Source organism: Clostridium septicum, assembly GCF_003606265.1.
In the GTDB taxonomy this organism is placed as follows: domain Bacteria; phylum Bacillota; class Clostridia; order Clostridiales; family Clostridiaceae; genus Clostridium; species Clostridium septicum.
The window spans coordinates 484991-505835 of record NZ_CP023671.1; the positions used below are offsets into that span (position 1 = coordinate 484991).

Annotated in this window: 18 protein-coding genes and 1 other RNA gene; 1 reads left to right on the forward strand and 18 read right to left on the reverse strand. The window is 28.4% G+C overall.

Annotated features, from left to right (window positions below):
• Window positions 1-56 precede the first annotated feature (56 nt).
• From CP523_RS02105 to CP523_RS02165, 13 genes are all read right to left on the reverse strand, one after another.
• Window positions 57-1178: a glycosyl hydrolase family 8 gene (locus CP523_RS02105; RefSeq protein ID WP_120140458.1), complete on the reverse strand. Its 1122-nt coding sequence runs from the start codon at window positions 1176-1178 to the stop codon at window positions 57-59.
• Between the two features lie 93 nt (window positions 1179-1271).
• Complete coding sequence (locus CP523_RS02110; protein ID WP_083089387.1) at window positions 1272-2036, reverse strand: potassium channel family protein; 765 nt, start codon at window positions 2034-2036, stop codon at window positions 1272-1274.
• A 198-nt stretch (window positions 2037-2234) separates the two neighbouring features.
• A complete protein-coding gene (locus tag CP523_RS02115; protein WP_066674078.1) occupies window positions 2235-3284 on the reverse strand; it encodes an aldose epimerase family protein in 1050 nt (349 codons plus the stop codon).
• A gap of 8 nt (window positions 3285-3292) precedes the next feature.
• Window positions 3293-4807: a UDP-glucose--hexose-1-phosphate uridylyltransferase gene (galT, locus tag CP523_RS02120; RefSeq protein WP_066674076.1), complete on the reverse strand. Its 1515-nt coding sequence runs from the start codon at window positions 4805-4807 to the stop codon at window positions 3293-3295.
• Between the two features lie 22 nt (window positions 4808-4829).
• Window positions 4830-5993 carry a galactokinase gene (locus tag CP523_RS02125; RefSeq protein ID WP_066674073.1) on the reverse strand — a complete coding sequence of 388 codons (1164 nt, stop codon included), beginning with the start codon at window positions 5991-5993 and terminating at the stop codon, window positions 4830-4832.
• A gap of 213 nt (window positions 5994-6206) precedes the next feature.
• Window positions 6207-7202 (reverse strand): LacI family DNA-binding transcriptional regulator, encoded by a 996-nt coding sequence (locus CP523_RS02130; protein ID WP_066674069.1) that lies wholly within the window; start codon window positions 7200-7202, stop codon window positions 6207-6209.
• Between the two features lie 153 nt (window positions 7203-7355).
• Window positions 7356-7701: RNase P RNA component class A (rnpB, locus tag CP523_RS02135), an RNA gene on the reverse strand.
• Between the two features lie 50 nt (window positions 7702-7751).
• The gene (locus CP523_RS02140) at window positions 7752-8000 is read right to left on the reverse strand and encodes a hypothetical protein (protein ID WP_066674067.1); all 249 of its coding nucleotides are present in this window, start codon (window positions 7998-8000) and stop codon (window positions 7752-7754) included.
• A gap of 82 nt (window positions 8001-8082) precedes the next feature.
• Window positions 8083-8868: a Nif3-like dinuclear metal center hexameric protein gene (locus CP523_RS02145; protein ID WP_066674065.1), complete on the reverse strand. Its 786-nt coding sequence runs from the start codon at window positions 8866-8868 to the stop codon at window positions 8083-8085.
• A gap of 12 nt (window positions 8869-8880) precedes the next feature.
• Entirely contained in the window at window positions 8881-9573 is a 693-nt protein-coding gene (locus CP523_RS02150) for a tRNA (adenine(22)-N(1))-methyltransferase (protein WP_066674063.1), read from the reverse strand.
• A 44-nt stretch (window positions 9574-9617) separates the two neighbouring features.
• Window positions 9618-10727, reverse strand: a complete 1110-nt coding sequence (gene rpoD / locus CP523_RS02155; RefSeq protein ID WP_066674060.1) for an RNA polymerase sigma factor RpoD — start codon at window positions 10725-10727, stop codon at window positions 9618-9620.
• Window positions 10728-10754: 27 nt separating this feature from the next.
• Complete coding sequence (gene dnaG, locus CP523_RS02160) at window positions 10755-12536, reverse strand: DNA primase (RefSeq protein ID WP_066674059.1); 1782 nt, start codon at window positions 12534-12536, stop codon at window positions 10755-10757.
• A 198-nt stretch (window positions 12537-12734) separates the two neighbouring features.
• On the reverse strand, window positions 12735-13763 hold the full coding sequence (locus tag CP523_RS02165; RefSeq protein WP_066674057.1) for a deoxyguanosinetriphosphate triphosphohydrolase: 1029 nt from the start codon (window positions 13761-13763) through the stop codon (window positions 12735-12737).
• Between the two features lie 151 nt (window positions 13764-13914).
• Here CP523_RS02165 and CP523_RS02170 point away from each other — a divergent pair, with 151 nt between their 5' ends.
• Window positions 13915-14982: a CotS family spore coat protein gene (locus tag CP523_RS02170; protein ID WP_066674055.1), complete on the forward strand. Its 1068-nt coding sequence runs from the start codon at window positions 13915-13917 to the stop codon at window positions 14980-14982.
• Between the two features lie 39 nt (window positions 14983-15021).
• On the opposite strand, the gene ppdK is transcribed toward CP523_RS02170, so the two are convergent.
• The 5 genes from ppdK to era all read right to left on the reverse strand — a co-directional run bounded on the left by ppdK (window position 15022) and on the right by era (window position 20841).
• A complete protein-coding gene (gene ppdK, locus CP523_RS02175) occupies window positions 15022-17652 on the reverse strand; it encodes a pyruvate, phosphate dikinase (RefSeq protein ID WP_066674053.1) in 2631 nt (876 codons plus the stop codon).
• An 85-nt stretch (window positions 17653-17737) separates the two neighbouring features.
• Window positions 17738-18376, reverse strand: coding sequence for a transcriptional regulator CcpN (ccpN, locus tag CP523_RS02180; RefSeq protein WP_066674052.1), 639 nt, complete (start codon window positions 18374-18376; stop codon window positions 17738-17740).
• A gap of 194 nt (window positions 18377-18570) precedes the next feature.
• Window positions 18571-19185: a DUF4342 domain-containing protein gene (locus CP523_RS02185; RefSeq protein WP_066674049.1), complete on the reverse strand. Its 615-nt coding sequence runs from the start codon at window positions 19183-19185 to the stop codon at window positions 18571-18573.
• Between the two features lie 7 nt (window positions 19186-19192).
• Complete coding sequence (gene recO, locus CP523_RS02190; RefSeq protein ID WP_066674047.1) at window positions 19193-19942, reverse strand: DNA repair protein RecO; 750 nt, start codon at window positions 19940-19942, stop codon at window positions 19193-19195.
• 8 nt (window positions 19943-19950) lie between these two features.
• The gene (era, locus tag CP523_RS02195; RefSeq protein ID WP_066674044.1) at window positions 19951-20841 is read right to left on the reverse strand and encodes a GTPase Era; all 891 of its coding nucleotides are present in this window, start codon (window positions 20839-20841) and stop codon (window positions 19951-19953) included.
• Between the last annotated feature and the right edge of the window lie 4 nt (window positions 20842-20845).

Genomic DNA, 20845 nt, shown 5'->3' on the forward strand with positions numbered 1-20845 from the left:
TGTCATTCTTATTTTTATCAATTTATACAGCTATAATGAATCAATTTTCAAATAACCTATTTCCAGTTCCTTCTAAAAGATAGCAAAGAATTTAAATTATCATAAGAATATACCATTTCACTTTTCTCATCTCCAAATGCTCCATATATCTTACTATCTTTGTTATTTACTTGAAATATTTTCATTTTATTAAATGCTAATTCATAGAGTTCTCTATCACCTATAACTTTTGCAATTTCAACTATATTAGAATATATAGATGTTGACTCAATCTTACTTTCTTCTCCTGTTTCTATATTATATAACGAAGATATATATCCTTTTTCTTTAAGTTGATTTTTAATCCATTCTATACTTTTGGATACATCCTCTCCTGCTTCACTCTTATTTAATATTACTAACATAGAAAGTAATGAATCTACTTCTTCATTATCATATAATTTATCATTTGTATTATATTTTTTTCTATATAAAGGAAGATCCTCTGATATTAATCCACCATTTATTATTTTTAAAGAATTATCATAAATTTTCCTCCATTTATTATCTATTTGGGATAATAGCTTAATAGCAGGTAAATCTAAATAACATAAAGTACTTTCTTTGCTCTTACCAAATTCATCTTTAAAATCTATTAAGTTTTCATTATGAACTAAGTTTTCATATATTCCCTGGGAAATATTTACTCCATAATATCTGTATTTAAAATTATTAAATTCTTTAGATGCTAAGATTAAAGCTTTTGCTATTCTTAAATCATCAATTGTTGCTGAAACTTTTGATGGTTCTCCATTTTCTATTCTCCAACTTATTAAGTTATTATCTAAAATCATTTTATTCTTTATGTAGTTAAATATTCTTTCAAAATTCTCTTCATCACCACTATATAGATAATACATAAGTAATATTCCTTGAGATTCTGATAAAATACTGTGCCCTTTTGTTATATCCCCTTCATTTTCCTTATCTTTTAAATTTGTATAAACTCCTCCCTCACTATCCATTAAATTATTTTGTAAAAACTTTAAAAGTATTTCTTCTTCATTTGTATATACTTCTTTAGATAAAACAGGCTCCACTTTTATTGGTTTTAAGTATTCCATTGAAAAATTTATACCCACACCTAATATAATAAAAATAATTAATGCTAAAACTATTAATATCTTTCTTTTTTTCATATTTAACTCCTATTTTTTATTTAATTATATTTATTATAATTGATTTATTTTATTTTAAAAAGTATCTATATATCACATAAATTGTTATTATATCTATTTAAGGGACTTTAAGGTTTTATAGATATCCTCTAATTCACTATCTGAAAGTTTGTCTAGGTTGTCCAGCTTATATTTAATATTTTCAATAGTTTGTTGCTTAAAATCCATATTTCTTTTCTTTCTACCTCCATTTATTATATATGCTGCTATAGTACTAGTTGTTATGCCTATAAAACCTATTCCAAATATCATTAAAAGAACCGCCACAACTCTTCCCATTGATGTTGTAAGTAAAACATCTCCATACCCCACTGTAGTAAATGTAACAAAGCTCCACCATAATGCATCTTCAAAACTCATTCCTTCTAACAAAGATATTATTACGGCTCCTAAGACTATTACTATAGTCGTTAATATGAGCATATAATTAAATCTATTTAGCTTTTTACTTTTCTTTATACTCTTTTTAAATTTTAAAATTAAAATTACAAGTCGTATAAATTCAGCAAATTTTATAATAATTGCATTATTCAAAATAAGTGTTATGTTTAAAGCTTTAAAAAATCTTAAATATGTTTTTACTGTTATTATAACCATAATATCTATTATATGGGTTTTTATATAATTAATTTTTCTTTTAGCTAATATTAACCCTAAAACATAGTCTAATATAAAGATAATCCATACTATAGAATCTATATAATAAAACGATATTAATACCTCATAAGGTAAATCTATAGTTATTTGAAACATAAGCATTATAGATGCCATTAAAGATATTAATCCAATAAAATCATTGTAAATTTCTTTCTTAGTCAATAAATTCCCCTCACAATTAATACTCTCCTTATATTTTATAGTTTTAATTTAATAAAAATGATTTTATATAAAATTTTTATTAGAAGCATACTTTAAAAACTCTTTATTTCCTCTCTAATTTAAGTTATTTACTTGCAAAAAATATGGTTTATAAATTTAAAAAGGTAATTAGAAGTACTTCTAATTACCTTTTTAAATTTATTTTTCCATAATATCAAATTTATATATTGTTTCTTTACTATATTCCTCATCTTTTTTTAATATAGAATGATTTGCAAAACAACTATTTTTTCCAATTGGAGGGCTTTGTGTTTCTATAGCTATTGCACCTCTTCTTTTTGGGAGATATCCTCCTTCTACAATTTTATCATCTGGAAAATTCAAAGAATAAAGTACAACTGATTTATGGTTTGTGTAAACATCCATCACTCTTCCCGAAGGTTTATGATAAAGTCTAAGCTTTACTTGTTTTCCTCCGTTAAGTATCCAAGGATGATCATAACCCTGTCCTATCCTAAGTTGTAAATCGTCCTCTTCTATATCTCTTCCTATAAGCTTTGGTATTGTAAAATCAAATGCACTTCCATTTATATTTATAATGTTTCCTGTTGGGGCCTGTGTTTCATCTAACTCTACTAAAAAATCACTATCTATATATAAATGATGATCTAAAATTGTTTCATTTTTATTCCCGCTTAAATTAAAATAACTATGATTTGTAAGATTTAATAAAGTGTCTTCATCACTTACTCCCTTATAGCTTATTTTGAATGTATTGTCTTCTGTAACAGTATATCTAACAGCTATATTTAAATTTCCTGGATATCCTTCTTCATTATTAGGACTAAAATATTTTAACTCTACAAAAGCTTTATCTTCTAATATCTTCACCTTAGCTTTCATTAATTTTTTATCAAATCCTATGTTTCCACCATGGCCTTGATTAAATCCATAATTTTTATTTAACTTTAGAATTTTATTATTTAGCTTAACTTCTCCTGCAAAAATTCTTCCTGCTGTTCTTCCAATTAAAGCTCCATAATAAGATGGATTTTCTTCATATATATTCATGTCTTTATACTTCATGACTACATTTTCTAGATTTCCATTTTTATCAGGTGCTATTACGTCAGTTATTATTCCGCCGTAGTTTAACACATTAATCCCAAACCCCTTTGAATTTCTAATTTCGTAGCTTATGACTTCTTCTGATGAAAATTTACCTACAATATTACTTGTTATTTTCATTTAATCACCTACAATCCAAAAATAAATTTATCAAAGGCTTGTTGACCTTTTTCATCCCTCTTATAAACTCCTGCATCTTTTAATACTGCTAGGAATTTAAGTCCAACTTCTTCTTGTAGTATATCTTCTACATTCTCAGAATTTATATCCTTATATTTTTTTATTATGGTTAGTATCCAATCTTTATGTTTTAATAATTCTTCCTTACCATTTAGTTCTTCTATTTTATTTTTATTTAAAAGGAAATCTTGAATTTCCTTAAGTTCCTTCTTTAACCTTGATGGTAAAATTGCAAGTCCCATAGCTTCAATAAGACCTATATTTTCTTTTTTAATGTGATGTAGTTCCTCATGAGGATGGAATATTCCATACGGGAATTCTTCTGTTGTTCTATTATTTCTTAATACTAAATCAAATTGATAATTCCCACCTTTTTTTCGTGCTATTGGAGTTACTGTATTATGTGGAATATCTACTGTAAACGCAAGAATATCTACTGATTCATCTGAATAATTCTTCCATTTTTCATAAATATATATTACTGCATTAAGAACCTCTTCTTTATCTTTTCCCTCAATTCTTATTACAGACATAGGCCATTTAACTTTTCCAATTTTAACTTTATTTAAGTTTGCAATTTTAAATTCTTTTTCTACTTCTGCCTTAGCCATTGAAAACTCATAATTTCCACCTTGAAAATGATCATGTGCAAGAATCGAACCTCCAACTATAGGTAAATCTGCATTTGTTCCTACAAAATAATGCGGAAATTGTTCTATAAATCCTAAAAGCCTCTTAAAAGTATCTTTAGTTATTTTCATAGGATCATGACTTCCCTTTAAGACTATGCAATGTTCATTATAGTAAACATACGGTGAGTATTGTAAAAACCATCTTTCATTATTTAAATCTAACGGAATAATTCTATGATTTTCTCTAGCAGGATAACCTATTCTACCCTCATGACCTTCATTTTCTACACATAATAAGCATTTAGGATAGTTAGTTGAAACTGTATTTTTCTTTGCTGCAATATCTCTAGGATCCTTTTCTGGCTTAGATAGATTTATAGTAATATCTAAATCTCCATATTCTGTAGCTGTTTTCCACTTCATATCCTTTTTAACTCTGTCTACTCTTATATAATTAGTTGCTCTACTAAGGTTATAATAGTATTCTGTAGCTTTCTTTTCACTTTCATTATATAATTTATTAAACTCTTTTATTATTATAGAAGGCATTTTTACTAAACACCCCATAATCTTTGTATCTAAAAGATCTCTTGATTCAACACTATTACTTTCTAACAATCTCTCATTAAATGCATAATCTAATATATTTTCTAAACAAGAAGTTGGAGTTTCAAGATTTTCATTAATCTCTTCTACTTCTTCTATATCATTTAAATTTAATATTTGCATTATTCTATTTCTTACATATACTTTATCTTCTACTTCAATTAATCCTTTTTTAATTCCATACACAAGTAATCTTTCTATTTCATATGAAATATTAATATTCATTATCTTCACCTTCTTATTTCTGTTAGTTAAGTTTCCTTGCTCCATCACCAATATTAACTACATAAAAATCTGCTTCATATCCTATCTTCTCTTTATATGCAGCTCCTACATTTTTAATAAAATTATCTATATCATCATTTTTTACTAAACTAACTGTACATCCTCCAAAACCTGCTCCTGTCATTCTTGATCCTATTACACCTTCTTGTTTCCATGCAAGTTCTACTAAAGTATCTAATTCTATACCTGTAACTTCATAATCATCTCTTAATGATATGTGAGATTCATTCATTAATTCCCCAAATAATTCTATTTCGTTATTTTTTAATGCTTCTGCAGCTTTTAAAGTTCTTACATTTTCATAAACAGCATGTTTTGCACGTTTTCTATTTATATCATCTGTTATTATATGTTTGTACTTTTCGAATTCTTCTTCACTTAACTCTCCTAAAGCTTTTATCTTAAGTTCTTTTTGTAATTCTTTTAAAGCCTCTTCACATTGTCCTCTTCTTTCATTGTATTTTGAATCTGCTAAACCTCTTCTTTTATTTGTATTTGAAATTACTATAGAAGTATCAACTAAGCTAATTGGTGCATAAGAATACTTTAAAGTGTTTGTATCTAATAGTGTTGCACAATTTTCTTTTCCCATTCCTATTGCAAATTGATCCATTATTCCACAATTTACACCTATAAATTTATTTTCAGCTAATTGTGAAAATTTAACTAAATCAATCATATCTACATCTAAATTAAATAAATCTTTTAAAGTAACTCCAGTAACTAATTCTAAAGAGGCTGAAGATGATAATCCTGCTCCATTTGGTATATTTCCATACACGTATCCTTCAAACCCATTATTAATTGTGTATCCATTCTCTTTTAAAGCCCAGATAACCCCTTTTGAATAATTTGCCCAATCATGTACTTTTTCATTTTTTAAATCATCTATATTAAATTCTATAATTCCTGAATTTTCAAAATTTTTCGAATGTAATCTAACAAGCTTATCTTCTCTTTTTCTAGCAATCATATATGTTCCAATTGTTAAAGCACAAGGAAAAACATTACCTCCATTATAATCAGTATGTTCTCCAATTAAATTTACTCTACCTGGTGCAAAATAATTACCTTGTGGTTTCTCTCCAAATACTTTAATAAATTTATCAACTAATTCTTTTACCATTTAAATAACCTCCATAAAACAATTTAAACGCTTTCGCAAAAATATATTTTATCTTTAATCTTATAACAATTCTTTATATTCTTATTCTAGTAAACATTTTGCGCAAAGTCAATAAATTTACTAAATTTTTTACTATTCTAACTTGTTTATTTTACTTATTAATTTATTATATAAATAAAAACTCATAATCAAACGATTATGAGTTTTTAAATATTATTTTACCTTTATACAACTTTCTCTTATTTTCAATTCAGCATTTATAACAACTTTTTTCCTATAACATCTATTGGATATTATATTTTCAAGCATTAAATCCACCGCCGACATTCCCATAAATTCTGTATAAACTCTAATAGTTGTTAAAGACGGAATCATATACTTAGCTGTAGGTATATCATTAAAAGATAGTATACTTATATCTTCTGGTATTTTTAAGTCTTTCTCTGCAACTGCCTTATAAGCTCCAACAGCCATAGTATCGCTAGCTATAAAACATGCTGACGGGATATCGTTTCCTTCTAATAACTTTTTCATTAATTTATACCCATCTTTATGAGTAAAATCCCCAATACCTATTAAATCTTCATTAAAAATCCCTTTACTTTTAGTATATTCAATAAAGGTCATTTCTCTCTCATCAGTAATATACTCTATTCCATCTCTATAAGTTTCCTTGCCACCTAAATAAGCAATCTTAGTGTGACCAAGATCTACTAAATAATCTAAAGCTACTTTTACAGCCTCTCTAAAATCTATAACAACTGAGTCATATAAACTTCCATTTGGTGAAGAATCAACAAAAACTATATTGTTAGTAATTTTTTTTATAAACTCTATTTCTTCAAAACTAAACTTTCCTATAGCTATTATTCCATCTACATTTTTAAGTTGATCTATGCAACTTTCACTATGAACTGTTATTGTATTAATTTTTTGTTCTTGGCATTTCTTTTCAACTGCAAGTCTTATTGATAAATAATAAGGATCTCCAAGTTCCTGCTCTGCTGTGTACCAATGTAATATTCCTATAATTTGGGTTTTATTTTTTTTTCTATTTCTAACAGATACATACTCTAATTCATCTGCAACTTGGAATATTTTCATTTTCGTTTCATCCGTTACATTCAGTGTTTCATCAAAATTAAGAACTCTAGATACAGTCGAGGACGAAACTCCCACTAAATTGGCAATATCTTTTATAGTAGCCAATATTATCCCTCCCTGTAAAAAATGTATGCTTTATCCTTGTTATTATATAATACAACCTAAAAAACATCCCGTCAATATTTTAGTAAATATTTACTAAAATATTTTATTTAAAAATAAAAAACACCACACAAAAGTGTAGTGTCATATGCTTTCTATGCGAGATAAGCCTTAAGCGGAGTTCTGTATTAAGCAATCATCTATCTAGGCTTACTGTTGCCAGCAAGCTCAAGCGACACACCCGGAGGCGGGACGGGCAGCCCCATAAGCCTCACTCTCGGTCTTGCTCCAAGTGGGGTTTACATAGCCATGATGTCACCATCATGCTGGTGAGCTCTTACCTCACCTTTCCACCCTTACCTAAGTAAAAACTTAGGCGGTATATCTCTGTTGCACTTTCCTTCAAGTCGCCTTGACTGGACGTTATCCAGCACCCTGCCCTGTGGAGCTCCGACTTTCCTCTCCTAGATCTAAGTCTAGCAGCGATTGCATGTCTTACTCGCATTATTTATGATATCACATAATTTAAATTAACACAAGTTTTTTTTATTTTTAAACAAACTGTAAAATTATAAGTAACATAGCAAGTATTAGCCATGAATAAAATCCAATTCCTGAAAATAAAAGTGTCAAAATAATAAGGCCAAATATACAAAGTCTTGCCTGAATACAACAATTTCTACAATTAAAGGCATTACCTATATTTTTAGAAACATTATCACTAAAATCCCTAATTGTTTTTTGAAAAAACTTCCCCCAATCATTACCTTTCTTTTTATGATAATATTTATTATTCCCCATACAGCAAACTCCCATAATTACTATTATTTATACATATGTTATATATTCAAATTTGATACTAATTTAATATATAAATAAATCCTTATACAAAAGTATAAGGATCTTTTACTAAAGCTGATTTTATAAATTCAACTTCTGGGAACTTAACTAAAACTTTTTCTATAGCTTTTAAGAAAACTAGCCATTCTGATGAAAAATGACCAATATCTAAAATAGATATTCCCATTTCTTTATAATCAGAAGCATAATGATATGTTGTATCCCCTGTAATAATACAATGGGCACCTCTTGCTACAGCTTTTCCTATAAAGTCTTGACCACTTCCATTAATTATGGCTATATTCTTAAACATTTCTTTTCCCATAGAAACTCTTAAGTTCTTTATATTTAATTTTCTTTTTATTATTTCTACCAAGGTCTCTAATTCTATTTCTTTATCTAATCTTACCATTCTTCCAAGTCCAGCACTAGAATCTTTCTTATTTACTTCTATTAATTCTTCTGAAGAAAATCCTAACATTTCAACAATTGTTTTATTTAAACCTTCCTTAGCAGAATCTAAATTAGTATGACTAGAGTATAAGCTTATATTATTTTTTATAAGTTCTATTATTTTCTTTCCTAATAATGTTTCTGTAGTGATACTATTAGGCTTTTTAAAGATAAGTGGATGATGAGTAAGTATCATATCAACATTTAAACCCTTAGCTTCTTCTATAACATCTAAAGTACAATCTAATGCTATTAATACTTTTTCTACTTTTTGATTCTTATCTCCAACCATTAATCCTACATTGTCAAAATCCTCTTTTAAATATGTAGGTGCTAACTTTTCCATTTCATCCATAATGTCTTTGACTTTTTTCATTTTACATCACCTTTATAAAAAATTAACTATATTTGATAATATTGAAATTTTCTCCAATAACTCTTCTTTTCTTAAGGTAGCTGACTCTGTTTCATCTGTTATAAGGCTCAATATTTTATTATACTTATCTAATTTTGAATTTATGTATTCCTTCATCAAAGGATGTTTTTCCATTAATAGCTTTGGACTTATTTCATAATATATACTATCTAATACAGTATTTTCACCTATTTTTCTTCTTACTTTAAATAATTCATAGTATTTTCCATCATCTAAACATAAATCTTCATCTATAATTTCATAATCATTAGTATATAAATACTCTCTTAAAACTTCTGGATTTTGAGCTGGCTGTAATATTAAATATTCTAATTCATTTACAATATTAGTGTCTGCTTCTAATATATCTCTTATTAAATTCCCCCCCATACCTGCTATAATTACAGCTTGAACTTCATTTTCTTTCAAAACACTTAAGCCATTTCCTAATCTAAACTCTAATTCATCTCCTACCCCTTCTAAGATAGCATTAAGTCGAGCTTTATCTAAAGGTTCCTTATTTATATCTGATGCTATAGCTTCACTACAAATATTATTTTTTAATGCATACAAAGGTATATATCCATGATCTGTTCCCACATCTGCTAACGCTATAACTTTCTCTACTTTTTCTACAATAAAATTTAATCTTTTGCTTAATTCCATATAATTCTACTCCTTACTTAAAGTAAAATTAGCACCACTAGGTGCTAATCTAAATAATCCTTTAATTTTTTACTTCTTGATGGATGTCTTAGCTTTCTAAGAGCCTTCGCCTCTATTTGTCTAATTCTTTCTCTAGTTACATTAAATTCTTTACCTACCTCTTCTAGAGTTCTAGCTCTTCCATCATCTAATCCAAATCTTAATCTTAAAACTTTTTCTTCTCTAGGAGTTAATGTATCTAAAACATTTATTAATTGTTCCTTTAACATTGTAAATGCTGCTGCTTCTGCTGGAGCTGGTGCATCATCATCTGGTATAAAATCACCTAAGTGTGAATCTTCTTCTTCACCTATTGGAGTCTCTAATGATACTGGTTCTTGAGCAATTTTTTGAATTTCTCTAACCTTATCTACAGGTAAGTCCATAACCTTTGATATTTCCTCTGGGAATGGATCTCTTCCTAATTCTTGAAGTAATTGTCTTTGTACTCTTATAAGTTTATTTATAGTTTCAACCATATGAACTGGTATTCTTATAGTTCTAGCCTGATCTGCTATAGCTCTAGTAATTGCTTGCCTAATCCACCATGTTGCGTATGTTGAAAATTTAAATCCTTTTCTGTAATCAAACTTTTCTACTGCTTTTATAAGCCCAAGATTTCCTTCTTGTATTAAATCAAGAAAGAGCATACCTCTACCAACATATCTTTTAGCTATACTAACAACTAATCTTAAATTAGCTTCAGCTAATTTCTTCTTAGCATATTGATCTCCTTCTTCTATTCTTAATGCTAACTCAATTTCATCTTCTGATGAAAGAAGTGGAACCTTTCCTATTTCTTTTAAGTACATTCTAACAGGATCATCTATGGCTATTCCTTCTGGAACAGAAAGATCTATTTCCTCTTCCTCTACCTCTTCCACAGAATTTATTTCACCTAATACTTCTATTCCCATTGACTCTAGAACTTCATATATTTTTTCTATTTGCTCTGGTCCTAATTCTATATGTTCAATTTCATCCATTATTTGTTTATATGTTAATGTACCAGTTTTTTTACCCTTATCCAGTAGGTTTTTAACTACTGCCATTTTGCTATTCTTATCCTCATTATTCTTTTTACCTTGTTTAGCTTTAGTTTTTTGATCTACCATTAAATTACCTCCTTTCGCTATGACCACCTATTCTCTCACACCTCTTTTCAACAATTCTGCTATTTTAGTTAACTCAATAGCGATATGAATAGATTCTTCAATCTTACCTTCTGATTCCAATAATTTTTGTTGTTTCTTTAACTCTTCTAATCTTAGGTTCAATTTATAATTCTCTACTTGCCTTACAAAATCCTTAATTAATTTTTGGGTATCATTCACCTTGAAAACATTATGCTCTTTTATTTTAACTAATTCCTCCAAAGTTTTAATATTATTACATTTTGATTCTAGAAAACTATTTATATTATTTATTCTTCCCACTTTACCTTCTTTAATTATGGAGAATATTTCTTTATGTTCATTTAATATTAAATCCTCTTCCTTTAAAATATTAATAATGTATTCAAAATAATCATCCTCAAGCATTAATTTCATTAAAGATCTTTCTGCCTTTAAAAATCCAGGCTCTACATATAATTTTGTTCCATTATATTCCTTATTATTCATAAATTTTTCATCATTTATGTTTTTTATCATTTCACTTGACAATAAATCGTATAAAGCCTGTTCTCTTATACCAGTATTCTCTGAAATTCTCTTTACATACACATCTTTTTCTACAGGATTTAATTTAGCTAAAATATCAGTAACTCTTTTTCCATACTTAGCAAGAGAATCACTTTCTTTAAAATTAATTCCTTCTTCTGCTCTCTTTAATCTATAATCAATTAAAGGTTGTGCATTGTTTATTAAATTTTTAAATGCCTCTTTTCCGTTACTTCTTACAAATTCATCTGGATCTTTTCCTTGTGGAATATTTAAAACCCTAACTTCGAATCCTGCATCCCTTAATATTTCTAATCCTCTTACTGTAGCTGTTTGCCCTGCTACATCGGCATCATAAGAAATTATAACTTTATCTGCATATCTTTTTAGAAGTCGGGCTTGATTTACAGTTAAAGCAGTACCAAGAGAAGCTACAACATTTGTAATTCCATATTGATGCAGCGTTATCAAATCCATATAGCCTTCTACTATTATAAAATATCGTTCTCTCAAGTTATTTTTAATAGCAAAATTTAAACCATATAAATTTGTTCCCTTTTGGAAAACTAAAGTTTCTGGTGAATTCAAATATTTAGGCTTAGAATCATCTAAAACCCTTCCGCCAAATCCTATTACCTTCCCCCTATAATCAAATACAGGAAAAATAACTCTATTTCTAAATCTATCATACTTATTTCCACTTTTTTGAGATATAGATACTAAACCTGCTTCTAATAATAGTTCTTCTTTAAATCCTCTTTTTTTTAAGTACAAAAGCAAACTATTCCAGCTATCTTTAGCAAACCCAAGTCCAAACCTTTTTATGGTCTCTTCTTTAATTCCACGATTTAGAAAATACTCTTTAGCCTCATTATCATTAACTAAATTTCTAAAAAAGAATCTTGCAGCTTCTACATTAAGATTATAAAGCAATTCTTTTTTCTTAGTTATAGGACTTTTTCCTTTTTTTTCATCCTCTATTGTTATATTGACTCTTTCACCTAAATATTTTACGGCATCTACAAATGGTAGATTTTTGGTTTTCATGACAAAAGTAATAACATTACCAACCTCTCCGCATCCAAAACATTTATATATTTGCTTATCTTGAGATACTGAGAAAGAAGGTGTTTTTTCATTATGAAATGGACATAAACCAGAAAAATTTCTACCTGACCGTTTAAGTCTTACAGACTCTGATATAACATCTACTATATCATTTTGCTCTTTTATCTTTTCCAAAATTTCTTCAGAAATCTGCAAGGAGATCCACCTCCTTACTAATTTTTTTCATCAACCTTTTAATTATTCGACATTTTTTATATATTTCCTTCTTAAAATATAATTTAACATAATATTTTAAGAGTGCACATTTATTTATATTCTTTTTCAATTCCAAAATTCCTTTTTTTCGTCATGAAAATATTTTTCCCAAAAAAACTTTTATTATTCTTCAAATTACTAATAAATAACAAATTTAGGTACAAAAATAGAATTGAAACATATTAGACAATAATCATCACTCATTCCAGCAATATAATCCGCTACAGCTCTATCTAATCCATCTTCTACTAAAATTTTCTTATACGTATCTGGTAGCTTCTCAGGATATTTGCAATAATGTTCTATTAATTGACTTAATATAAACTTAGCTTTCTCTCTCTCTTGCTTTAATATATCTCCTAAATATATATTCTTAAACATATATCTTCTAAGCTCATTCATAGCTTCCCATACCTCTTTACTTAAAGCTACATCAACAATTCCTTCATTTAGATTCTTATTTGTATTTTTTATCATGTCTAAAACTAATGTATCAATTCTCTCAGAATGTGTTGTTCCTAAAATACTTCTTATATTTTTAGGTATATCTTTATCTTCTAATAATCCCGCTCTTATAGAATCATCTATGTCATGATTCAAATAGGCAATTTTATCACTTATCTTTACTACTCTTCCTTCTAAAGTTTTCGCCTTATTTTTAACTATTCCTAATCCACTATGATTTAAAATTCCATCTAAAACTTCTTCAGTTAAGTTTAATCCTCTTCCATCCCTTTCTAATTTCTTTACTACTCTTACACTTTGCTCATTGTGTCTAAATCCTTCTTTAAGAAATTCATTTAACACTTCTTCTCCATTATGTGCAAAAGCCACATGTCCTAAATCATGGCCAAGGGCTATTGCCTCTATTAAATTTTCATTAAGCCCTATTCCAACACCTATTGTCCTAGCTATCTGTGAGACTTCTAGTGTATGAGTTAATCTATTCCTGTAATGATCTCCAAAGGTTTTTATATAAACTTGGGTTTTATGTTTTAATCTTCTAAAAGATTTACTATGAATTATTCTATCTCTATCAACCATAAAGCAAGTTCTTATTGGATCTCTCTCTTCTATTTTTTCCCTACCTAAACTTTGTCCACTTAACATAGCTTCTTTTATTAATGTCAATCTCTCAAACTTCTCTATTTTTTCCCTTATGTTCATATACCTCACCTCTTTATAAGATATTCTATTTTTTTCTTAAAATCCCTTTATTTTAATATTTCATTATAAATTATATTATTAATAATATTCTAGTATATTTACTTTATTTTACTAATATCATAATAATGAATAATTTTATAAGGAGATTAAAATGGAAAATATTAAATATAATAAGAATTCCAGAGAAGAATTACTATCTCTCGATAAAATAAAGTCATTTATCTTATCAAACTATGAACTTGAACAAGCCGATGTTACAATGGTTAAGTTTAAAGATACAGAAAAACAAAGAGCAGTTTATAAAGTAGATTATAAAACAAAAACTTATTGTTTAAAAAAAGTCTATTACGATGAAAATAATCTCTTATATGTTTACTCTGCAATGGAATGGCTTTATAGAAATTCTATATCTGTACCAAAGCTACTACCTACAATAACTAATCATAGATATGTTTTGTACTCTGATATGCTTTTTATTCTGACCCCTTGGTTAGAAGGTGAAAAATGCAATTTTGATAATATAGATCACTTAAATATTTCAGCTAAAACATTAGGTGCATTACATAAAGTTTCTATAAACTTTACTCCAATAGAAGGGAGTTGTTTAAGAAAAGGTTTAGAGAATTATCATCTTTCTACTTATAAACACTTTAATCAACTATTAAATGCAGTAAATAACGCACATAAACATAAAGATAAATTTTCTAATATATTTCTTGATAATTTAGATGAAAATCTTAGATTAGCTAAACTTTCTGTTGAAATTTCCTCTTCTATAGATTTACAGGATCTTTCAATCTCTCTTTGTCATGGAGATTATGTAAATAAAAATATTATAATTAATAATGATAATGTTTCTATAATAGATTTTGATAAATGTAAATTAGATTACTGTGCTCATGATTTAGCTTATTTTTTAAGACGTTTATTAAAAAGAGAAAATACAAATTGGAATGCAGAATTAGCTATTATGGTAATAAATAATTATATGCTTTCTAACAACCTAACAAAATCTGATTTGAAATATATTTTAGCTTATATTACTTTTCCTCAAAAATATTGGAAATTATCTAGAGACTATTATAAAAATATAAAAAAATGCAATAAAGCATCTTTTGTTCGTTTATTAGAGAAGGGAGTACTAAGAACAAGCTATCAGTTAGAATTTGTTTATGAAATGATAAAAATTTTTCAAGATAAATATAATATTGATTTTTAATTACAAACAAAAAGGAGACCTTATCAGGTCTCCTTATATTTATCTATTATTTTTAACTTGCGCTTGTGCTGCTGCAAGTCTTGCAAGTGGCACTCTAAATGGTGAGCATGAAACATAATCTAATCCTATATTATGACAGAACTCAACTGATGATGGATCTCCTCCATGTTCTCCACAAATTCCAAGTTTAATATCTGGTCTTACTGATTTACCTTTTTCTACTGCTATTTTAACCAATTGACCAACTCCTGTTTGGTCTAACTTAGCAAATGGATCTTGTTCATAGATTTTCTTTTCATAATAATCAGCTAAGAATTTAGCTGCATCATCTCTTGAGAAACCGAATGTCATTTGAGTTAAATCATTTGTACCAAATGAGAAGAATTCTGCTTCCTTTGCAATTGCATCTGCTGTTAAAGCAGCTCTTGGAATTTCTATCATTGTACCAACTTTATAATCTAATTTAACTTCATGTTCCTTCATTACAGCATCTGCTGTTCTAACAACTATATCTTTAACATATTTTAATTCTTTTATTTCTCCAACTAATGGAATCATAATTTCTGGTACAACATCATATCCATTCTTTTCTTTTACCTCTATAGCTGCTTCAATTACAGCTCTAGTTTGCATTTCAGCTATTTCAGGATAAGATACTGCTAATCTGCATCCTCTATGTCCCATCATTGGATTGAATTCATGTAAGCTTTCTACAGTAGCTTTAAGTTCTTCAAATGTTAATCCCATTTCCTTTGCTAATGATGCTATATCCTCTTCACTATGAGGTAAGAATTCATGTAGTGGAGGATCTAAAAATCTTATAGTAGCTGGCATTCCTTGTAATGCTTCATATATACCTATAAAATCTTCTCTTTGCATTGGAAGTAACTTTTCTAAAGCTTTTCTTCTTTGCTCTTCATTTTTAGCAACAATCATTTCTCTAACTGCCATTATTCTATCTTCTGCAAAGAACATATGCTCAGTTCTACATAAACCTATACCTTCTGCTCCAAATTCAACAGCTTGCTTTGTATCTCTTGGAGTATCGGCATTAGTTCTAACTTTCAGTTTTCTAATTTCATCAGCCCATCCCATGAATTTAGCAAAGTTCCCTGAAATTTCTGGTGTAACTGTTTTAACAGCTTCTCCATAAATATTACCAGTTGTTCCATCTATTGATATGAAATCATTAGCTCCATAAATCTTTCCATTAACTTCTAAAGTCTTTTCATCTTCATTTATTTTAAGAGCACCACAACCTGCAACACAACAAGTTCCCATTCCTCTAGCAACAACTGCTGCGTGAGAAGTCATTCCTCCTCTTACTGTTAAAATACCTTCTGCAGCAATCATACCTTCTATATCTTCTGGTGAAGTTTCAAGTCTTACTAAAACAATCTTTTCACCCTTTTCTTTTCTTTCCTTAGCTTCCTCAGCTGTAAATGCAATTTTACCACATGCAGCTCCTGGAGATGCTGGAAGTCCAGTTGCTATTGGAGATGCTTTCTTTAATTCGTCTGTGTGGAATGCTGGATGAAGTAATGTGTCTAATTGATTTGGTTCAACTTTTAGTATCGCCTCTTCTTTAGTCAACATTCCATCTTCAACTAAATCAACTGCAATCTTTAATGCAGCTTGAGCTGTTCTCTTACCATTTCTAGTTTGTAAGAAGTATAACTTTCCTTCTTCAATAGTTATTTCCATATCTTGCATATCTTTATAATGATGTTCTAATGTATTAACTATATCTACAAACTGCTTATATATTTCTGGATTTTGCTCCTCTAATTTCGCAATAGGAAGTGGTGTTCTAATTCCTGCAACAACATCTTCACCTTGAGCATTCATTAGATATTCTCCATATATTCTATTATCACCATTTGCTGGATCTCTTGAGAATACAACACCTGTTCCTGAAGTTTCACCCTTATTACCAAATACCATTTCTTGTACGTTTACCGCTGTACCCCATTCTCCTGGAATATCATTTAATCTTCTATAAACTATAGCTCTTGGGTTGTCCCATGATCTAAATACAGCTGTAATAGCTTCTATTAATTGATGTTTAGGATCTTGTGGAAAATCTTCTCCTTGCTCTTTCTTATATAGTTCTTTATACTTCGTAATTAAAACTTTTAAGTCTTCAGCTGTTAAGTCAGTATCAAATTCTACTCTTTTTTCTTCTTTTAATTCATCTATTAAATTTTCAAATAATCTCTTTTCTATACCCATAACAACATCTGAAAACATTTGAATGAATCTTCTATATGAATCATAGGCAAACCTTGGATTGTTAGTAAGTTTAGCCATAGCTTCAACTGACTCATCATTTAACCCAAGATTCAATACAGTATCCATCATACCAGGCATTGATACTCTAGCCCCTGATCTTACTGATACTAATAACGGATTTGTTAAACTACCAAATTTTTTCCCTGTGATTTCTTCTAACTGTCCAATTTTCTCATGAATTTCTGAAATAATACCATCAGATATTATTTTTCCATCTTCGTAGTACTTATTACACGCTTCTGTTGTAACTGTAAATCCTTGTGGTACTGGAATCCCTAGTAAAATCATTTCTGATAAATTTGCTCCTTTACCTCCTAGAAGGTTCCTCATTGAACCATTTCCTTCACTAAAAAGGTAAACGTACTTCTTTTTCTCCATCTCAATACTCCTCCGTTTTAATCAAATTGAAATATATATACTAACAAAGCTATTGCCTCGTAGCTACCCATAAAATATCCTACTCTTAATTTCCTTCACCTAACTTTACAAAAAGTTTTGTTATGTTAGTTTTAGATATTTTTCCTATTATCCTTAACTGATTTTTTCCACCGTCAAGACTTTCAACCTTTTCTACTATCGGAATACTATCTATTTCATGTTCTATAATCTTTTTAGCAAGACTATATGCACTATCTTCTGAATAACCACAAACTATATTAGGCATTCTTGTCATTATTACACCAATAGGAACTTTATAAATATCAGTTCCTCCTATAGCTATTTTCAAGAAATCTTTTCTCGAAACAGCTCCTAATAACATACCATTATTTTCTACAAATAATGTTCCTACATCATTCAAAAACAAGAATACGATTGCATCATATACTGTAGTTTCTTCATTTACTGTTACAGGTTTTGACATTATTTCACCAGCTACAACTTTAGAAATATTCTCCAATATGCTAGTATTATGTGGTTCACCTTGATAAACATAACCTACCTTAGGTCTCGCATCTAAAACCCCTATCATTGTAAGTATAGCTAAATCTGCCCTAAGAGCTGCCCTTGTAACTCCTAATTTTTCTGCTAGGGATTCACTTGTAACAGGCTGTCCTTCTTTTACAATTTTAATTATTTCTTCTTGTCTTTGTGATAATTTCACCTTTATCCCTCTTTTCAATTAGTAAAGGAATATTCAGATAATTAAGATTAGTTTGATATTTACAATTTAATTATAACATTTTATAACTTTTTGACTATACTTAATTTTCTGAAAAATTAATCAAATTACCTAAATATCCTTTATTTATTAAATTTATTGCTTTATATTGCCTGTTTTCTTAGATTATCGTTTAATTACTCTTCATCATCAAAATTAACAGTATAACTATATACTTTTTCATCTGAATCATATAATTTATTTTTTTCTCTATTTTGCCTTAAAGTATCATGTTTTACTCCACTTACTTTATTTTTCACCTTACTTGCCATTTCTGTAGCCACATCCTTAATATCATCTACAGCTTTAGAAACATATTTATTAACAACCTCAACTGTACCATCAGACATTGTTAATTCAATTCTTATTTGCGTAGCTACAGCTGCTATTAAACCAAATGCTAAAATTTGAGGTACTATTACTGCTATAACTCCAGCTGCTATGCCAGCATTTACAGGAACATCTATAATTTCTTTTTCCTCTTTATATATCCTTATACGAGTTATATTTCCTTTATTTATTAAATCTTTTAACCAAACCTTTAATTCATCTACTGTCTCAGAACTTTTTTCACTGTTTTCAATATTAGGTAAAGTCTTTAACACTTCTGAATTATTTCCTTTTATTTCTTCTAAATATATTATAGCATCTAAAATATCTCCATTATTTACTTCTAAAGCATACTTAGCTTCTGCATAAGTAGCTCCTGTTCTTTCTTTCACCTTATCTACTTTTTCTAATGTAATTCCCATCACACTATCACTCCTTTATATAATTTAACATTTCTAAACTTTTAGGTTTCTTAGAATAGTTAGATGAAATAATAAAGGTTGTAACTTTACCTATATCCTTTTTTATTTCTGAATTAACATTAAGCCTATATATCTTATCCATAGGAGTATTACTTAGAAATCTCAAAGCATTATATGCTGGTCTTGATATATAAAGACCATGTTCCCTATTACAAGTTTCACAAACTCCCCCATAATGGAAAAGAGATATATAATTTGATATACCTATTTTCTTTCTGCAAATTGAGCATTTATCTAAATCTAAGCCGTATCCTGTGGCCTTTAAAAGCTTTAATTCAAATGATCTTATTAATAATTCGTAATCTAATGCATCTGTATCTAACAGATATAGGCAAGTTAAGAAATCCCTAAATAAACTATTATCATTATCTCCTTCTTGAAGACAAATATCTATAAGCTCACATAAATAAGATGAGTATGTTAATTTATCTAGATTATTTAATAATCCTTGGAAAGAGTTTATTATTTTTCCTTCTTGCATGTTATAAAGACTCTTGCCTTTAAAAACAACATATTCTCCATAGCATAAAGGAAGAGTAAGAGATAAAAACTTACTCTTACTTTTTCTTGATCCTTTTGCTATAGTTGTTATCTTTCCAAATTTTTCAGTATATAACCATACTAGTTTATCGTTTTCTTTAAATTCTGTAGTTTTAATAATTACTGCATTTGTCTTATATAGTGACAGAAAAACCATCCCCTTGGCTATTTCATTTTCTTATAACCAAGTTCCTTTAATAGGTTTTGGTTATCTCTCCACTCTTTTCTAACTTTAACCCAAATTTTAAGGTTAACTTTAGAATGTAGGAACCTTTCTATTTCATACCTTGCTGTTTCACCTATTCTCTTAAGTGATTGACCATTTTTACCTATAATGATACCTTTATGAGAATCCTTTTCACATATCATATCTACCTCTATATGATATGTTCCATTTTCACTTTGCTTCATTTGTATTATATCCACAGCTATGCCATGGGGAATTTCATCCCTTAAGCATCTTAAAGCCTTTTCTCTAACAATTTCCGCAACAACGAATCTTTCTTGAACATCTGTAATCATATCATCTGGGTAATATTTAGGTCCTTCTGGCATCTTTTCTATCATTAATTCCACTAATTTATCTACATTTTTCCCTTTAATAGCTGAAATAGGAATTATTTCTTTAAAGTCAAACTCTTTAGAATACATCTCTAAAGTTTTTGCAACTCTATCTTGAGTAAATTCATCTATCTTATTAAGAACTAAAAAAACTGGTGCCTTTTGATTCTTTAATGTTTCTATTATGAATTTATCTCCTCTTCCAATTTCCTCTTCTGGATTTATTAAAAATAAAACTAAATCTACTTCTTTTATTGAATCTTTTGCAGAGCTTACCATATACTCACCTAATTTATGCTTAGGCTTATGTATTCCTGGTGTATCAACAAACACCATTTGGTAGTCATCCCCTGTAAGTATTGTTTGTATATTATTTCTTGTAGTTTGTGGTTTGTTAGATACTATAGAAAGTTTCTCCCCCATTATTTGATTTAAAAGAGTTGATTTTCCTACATTGGGTCTCCCAACAATTGTGACAAATCCTGATTTAAACATTAAT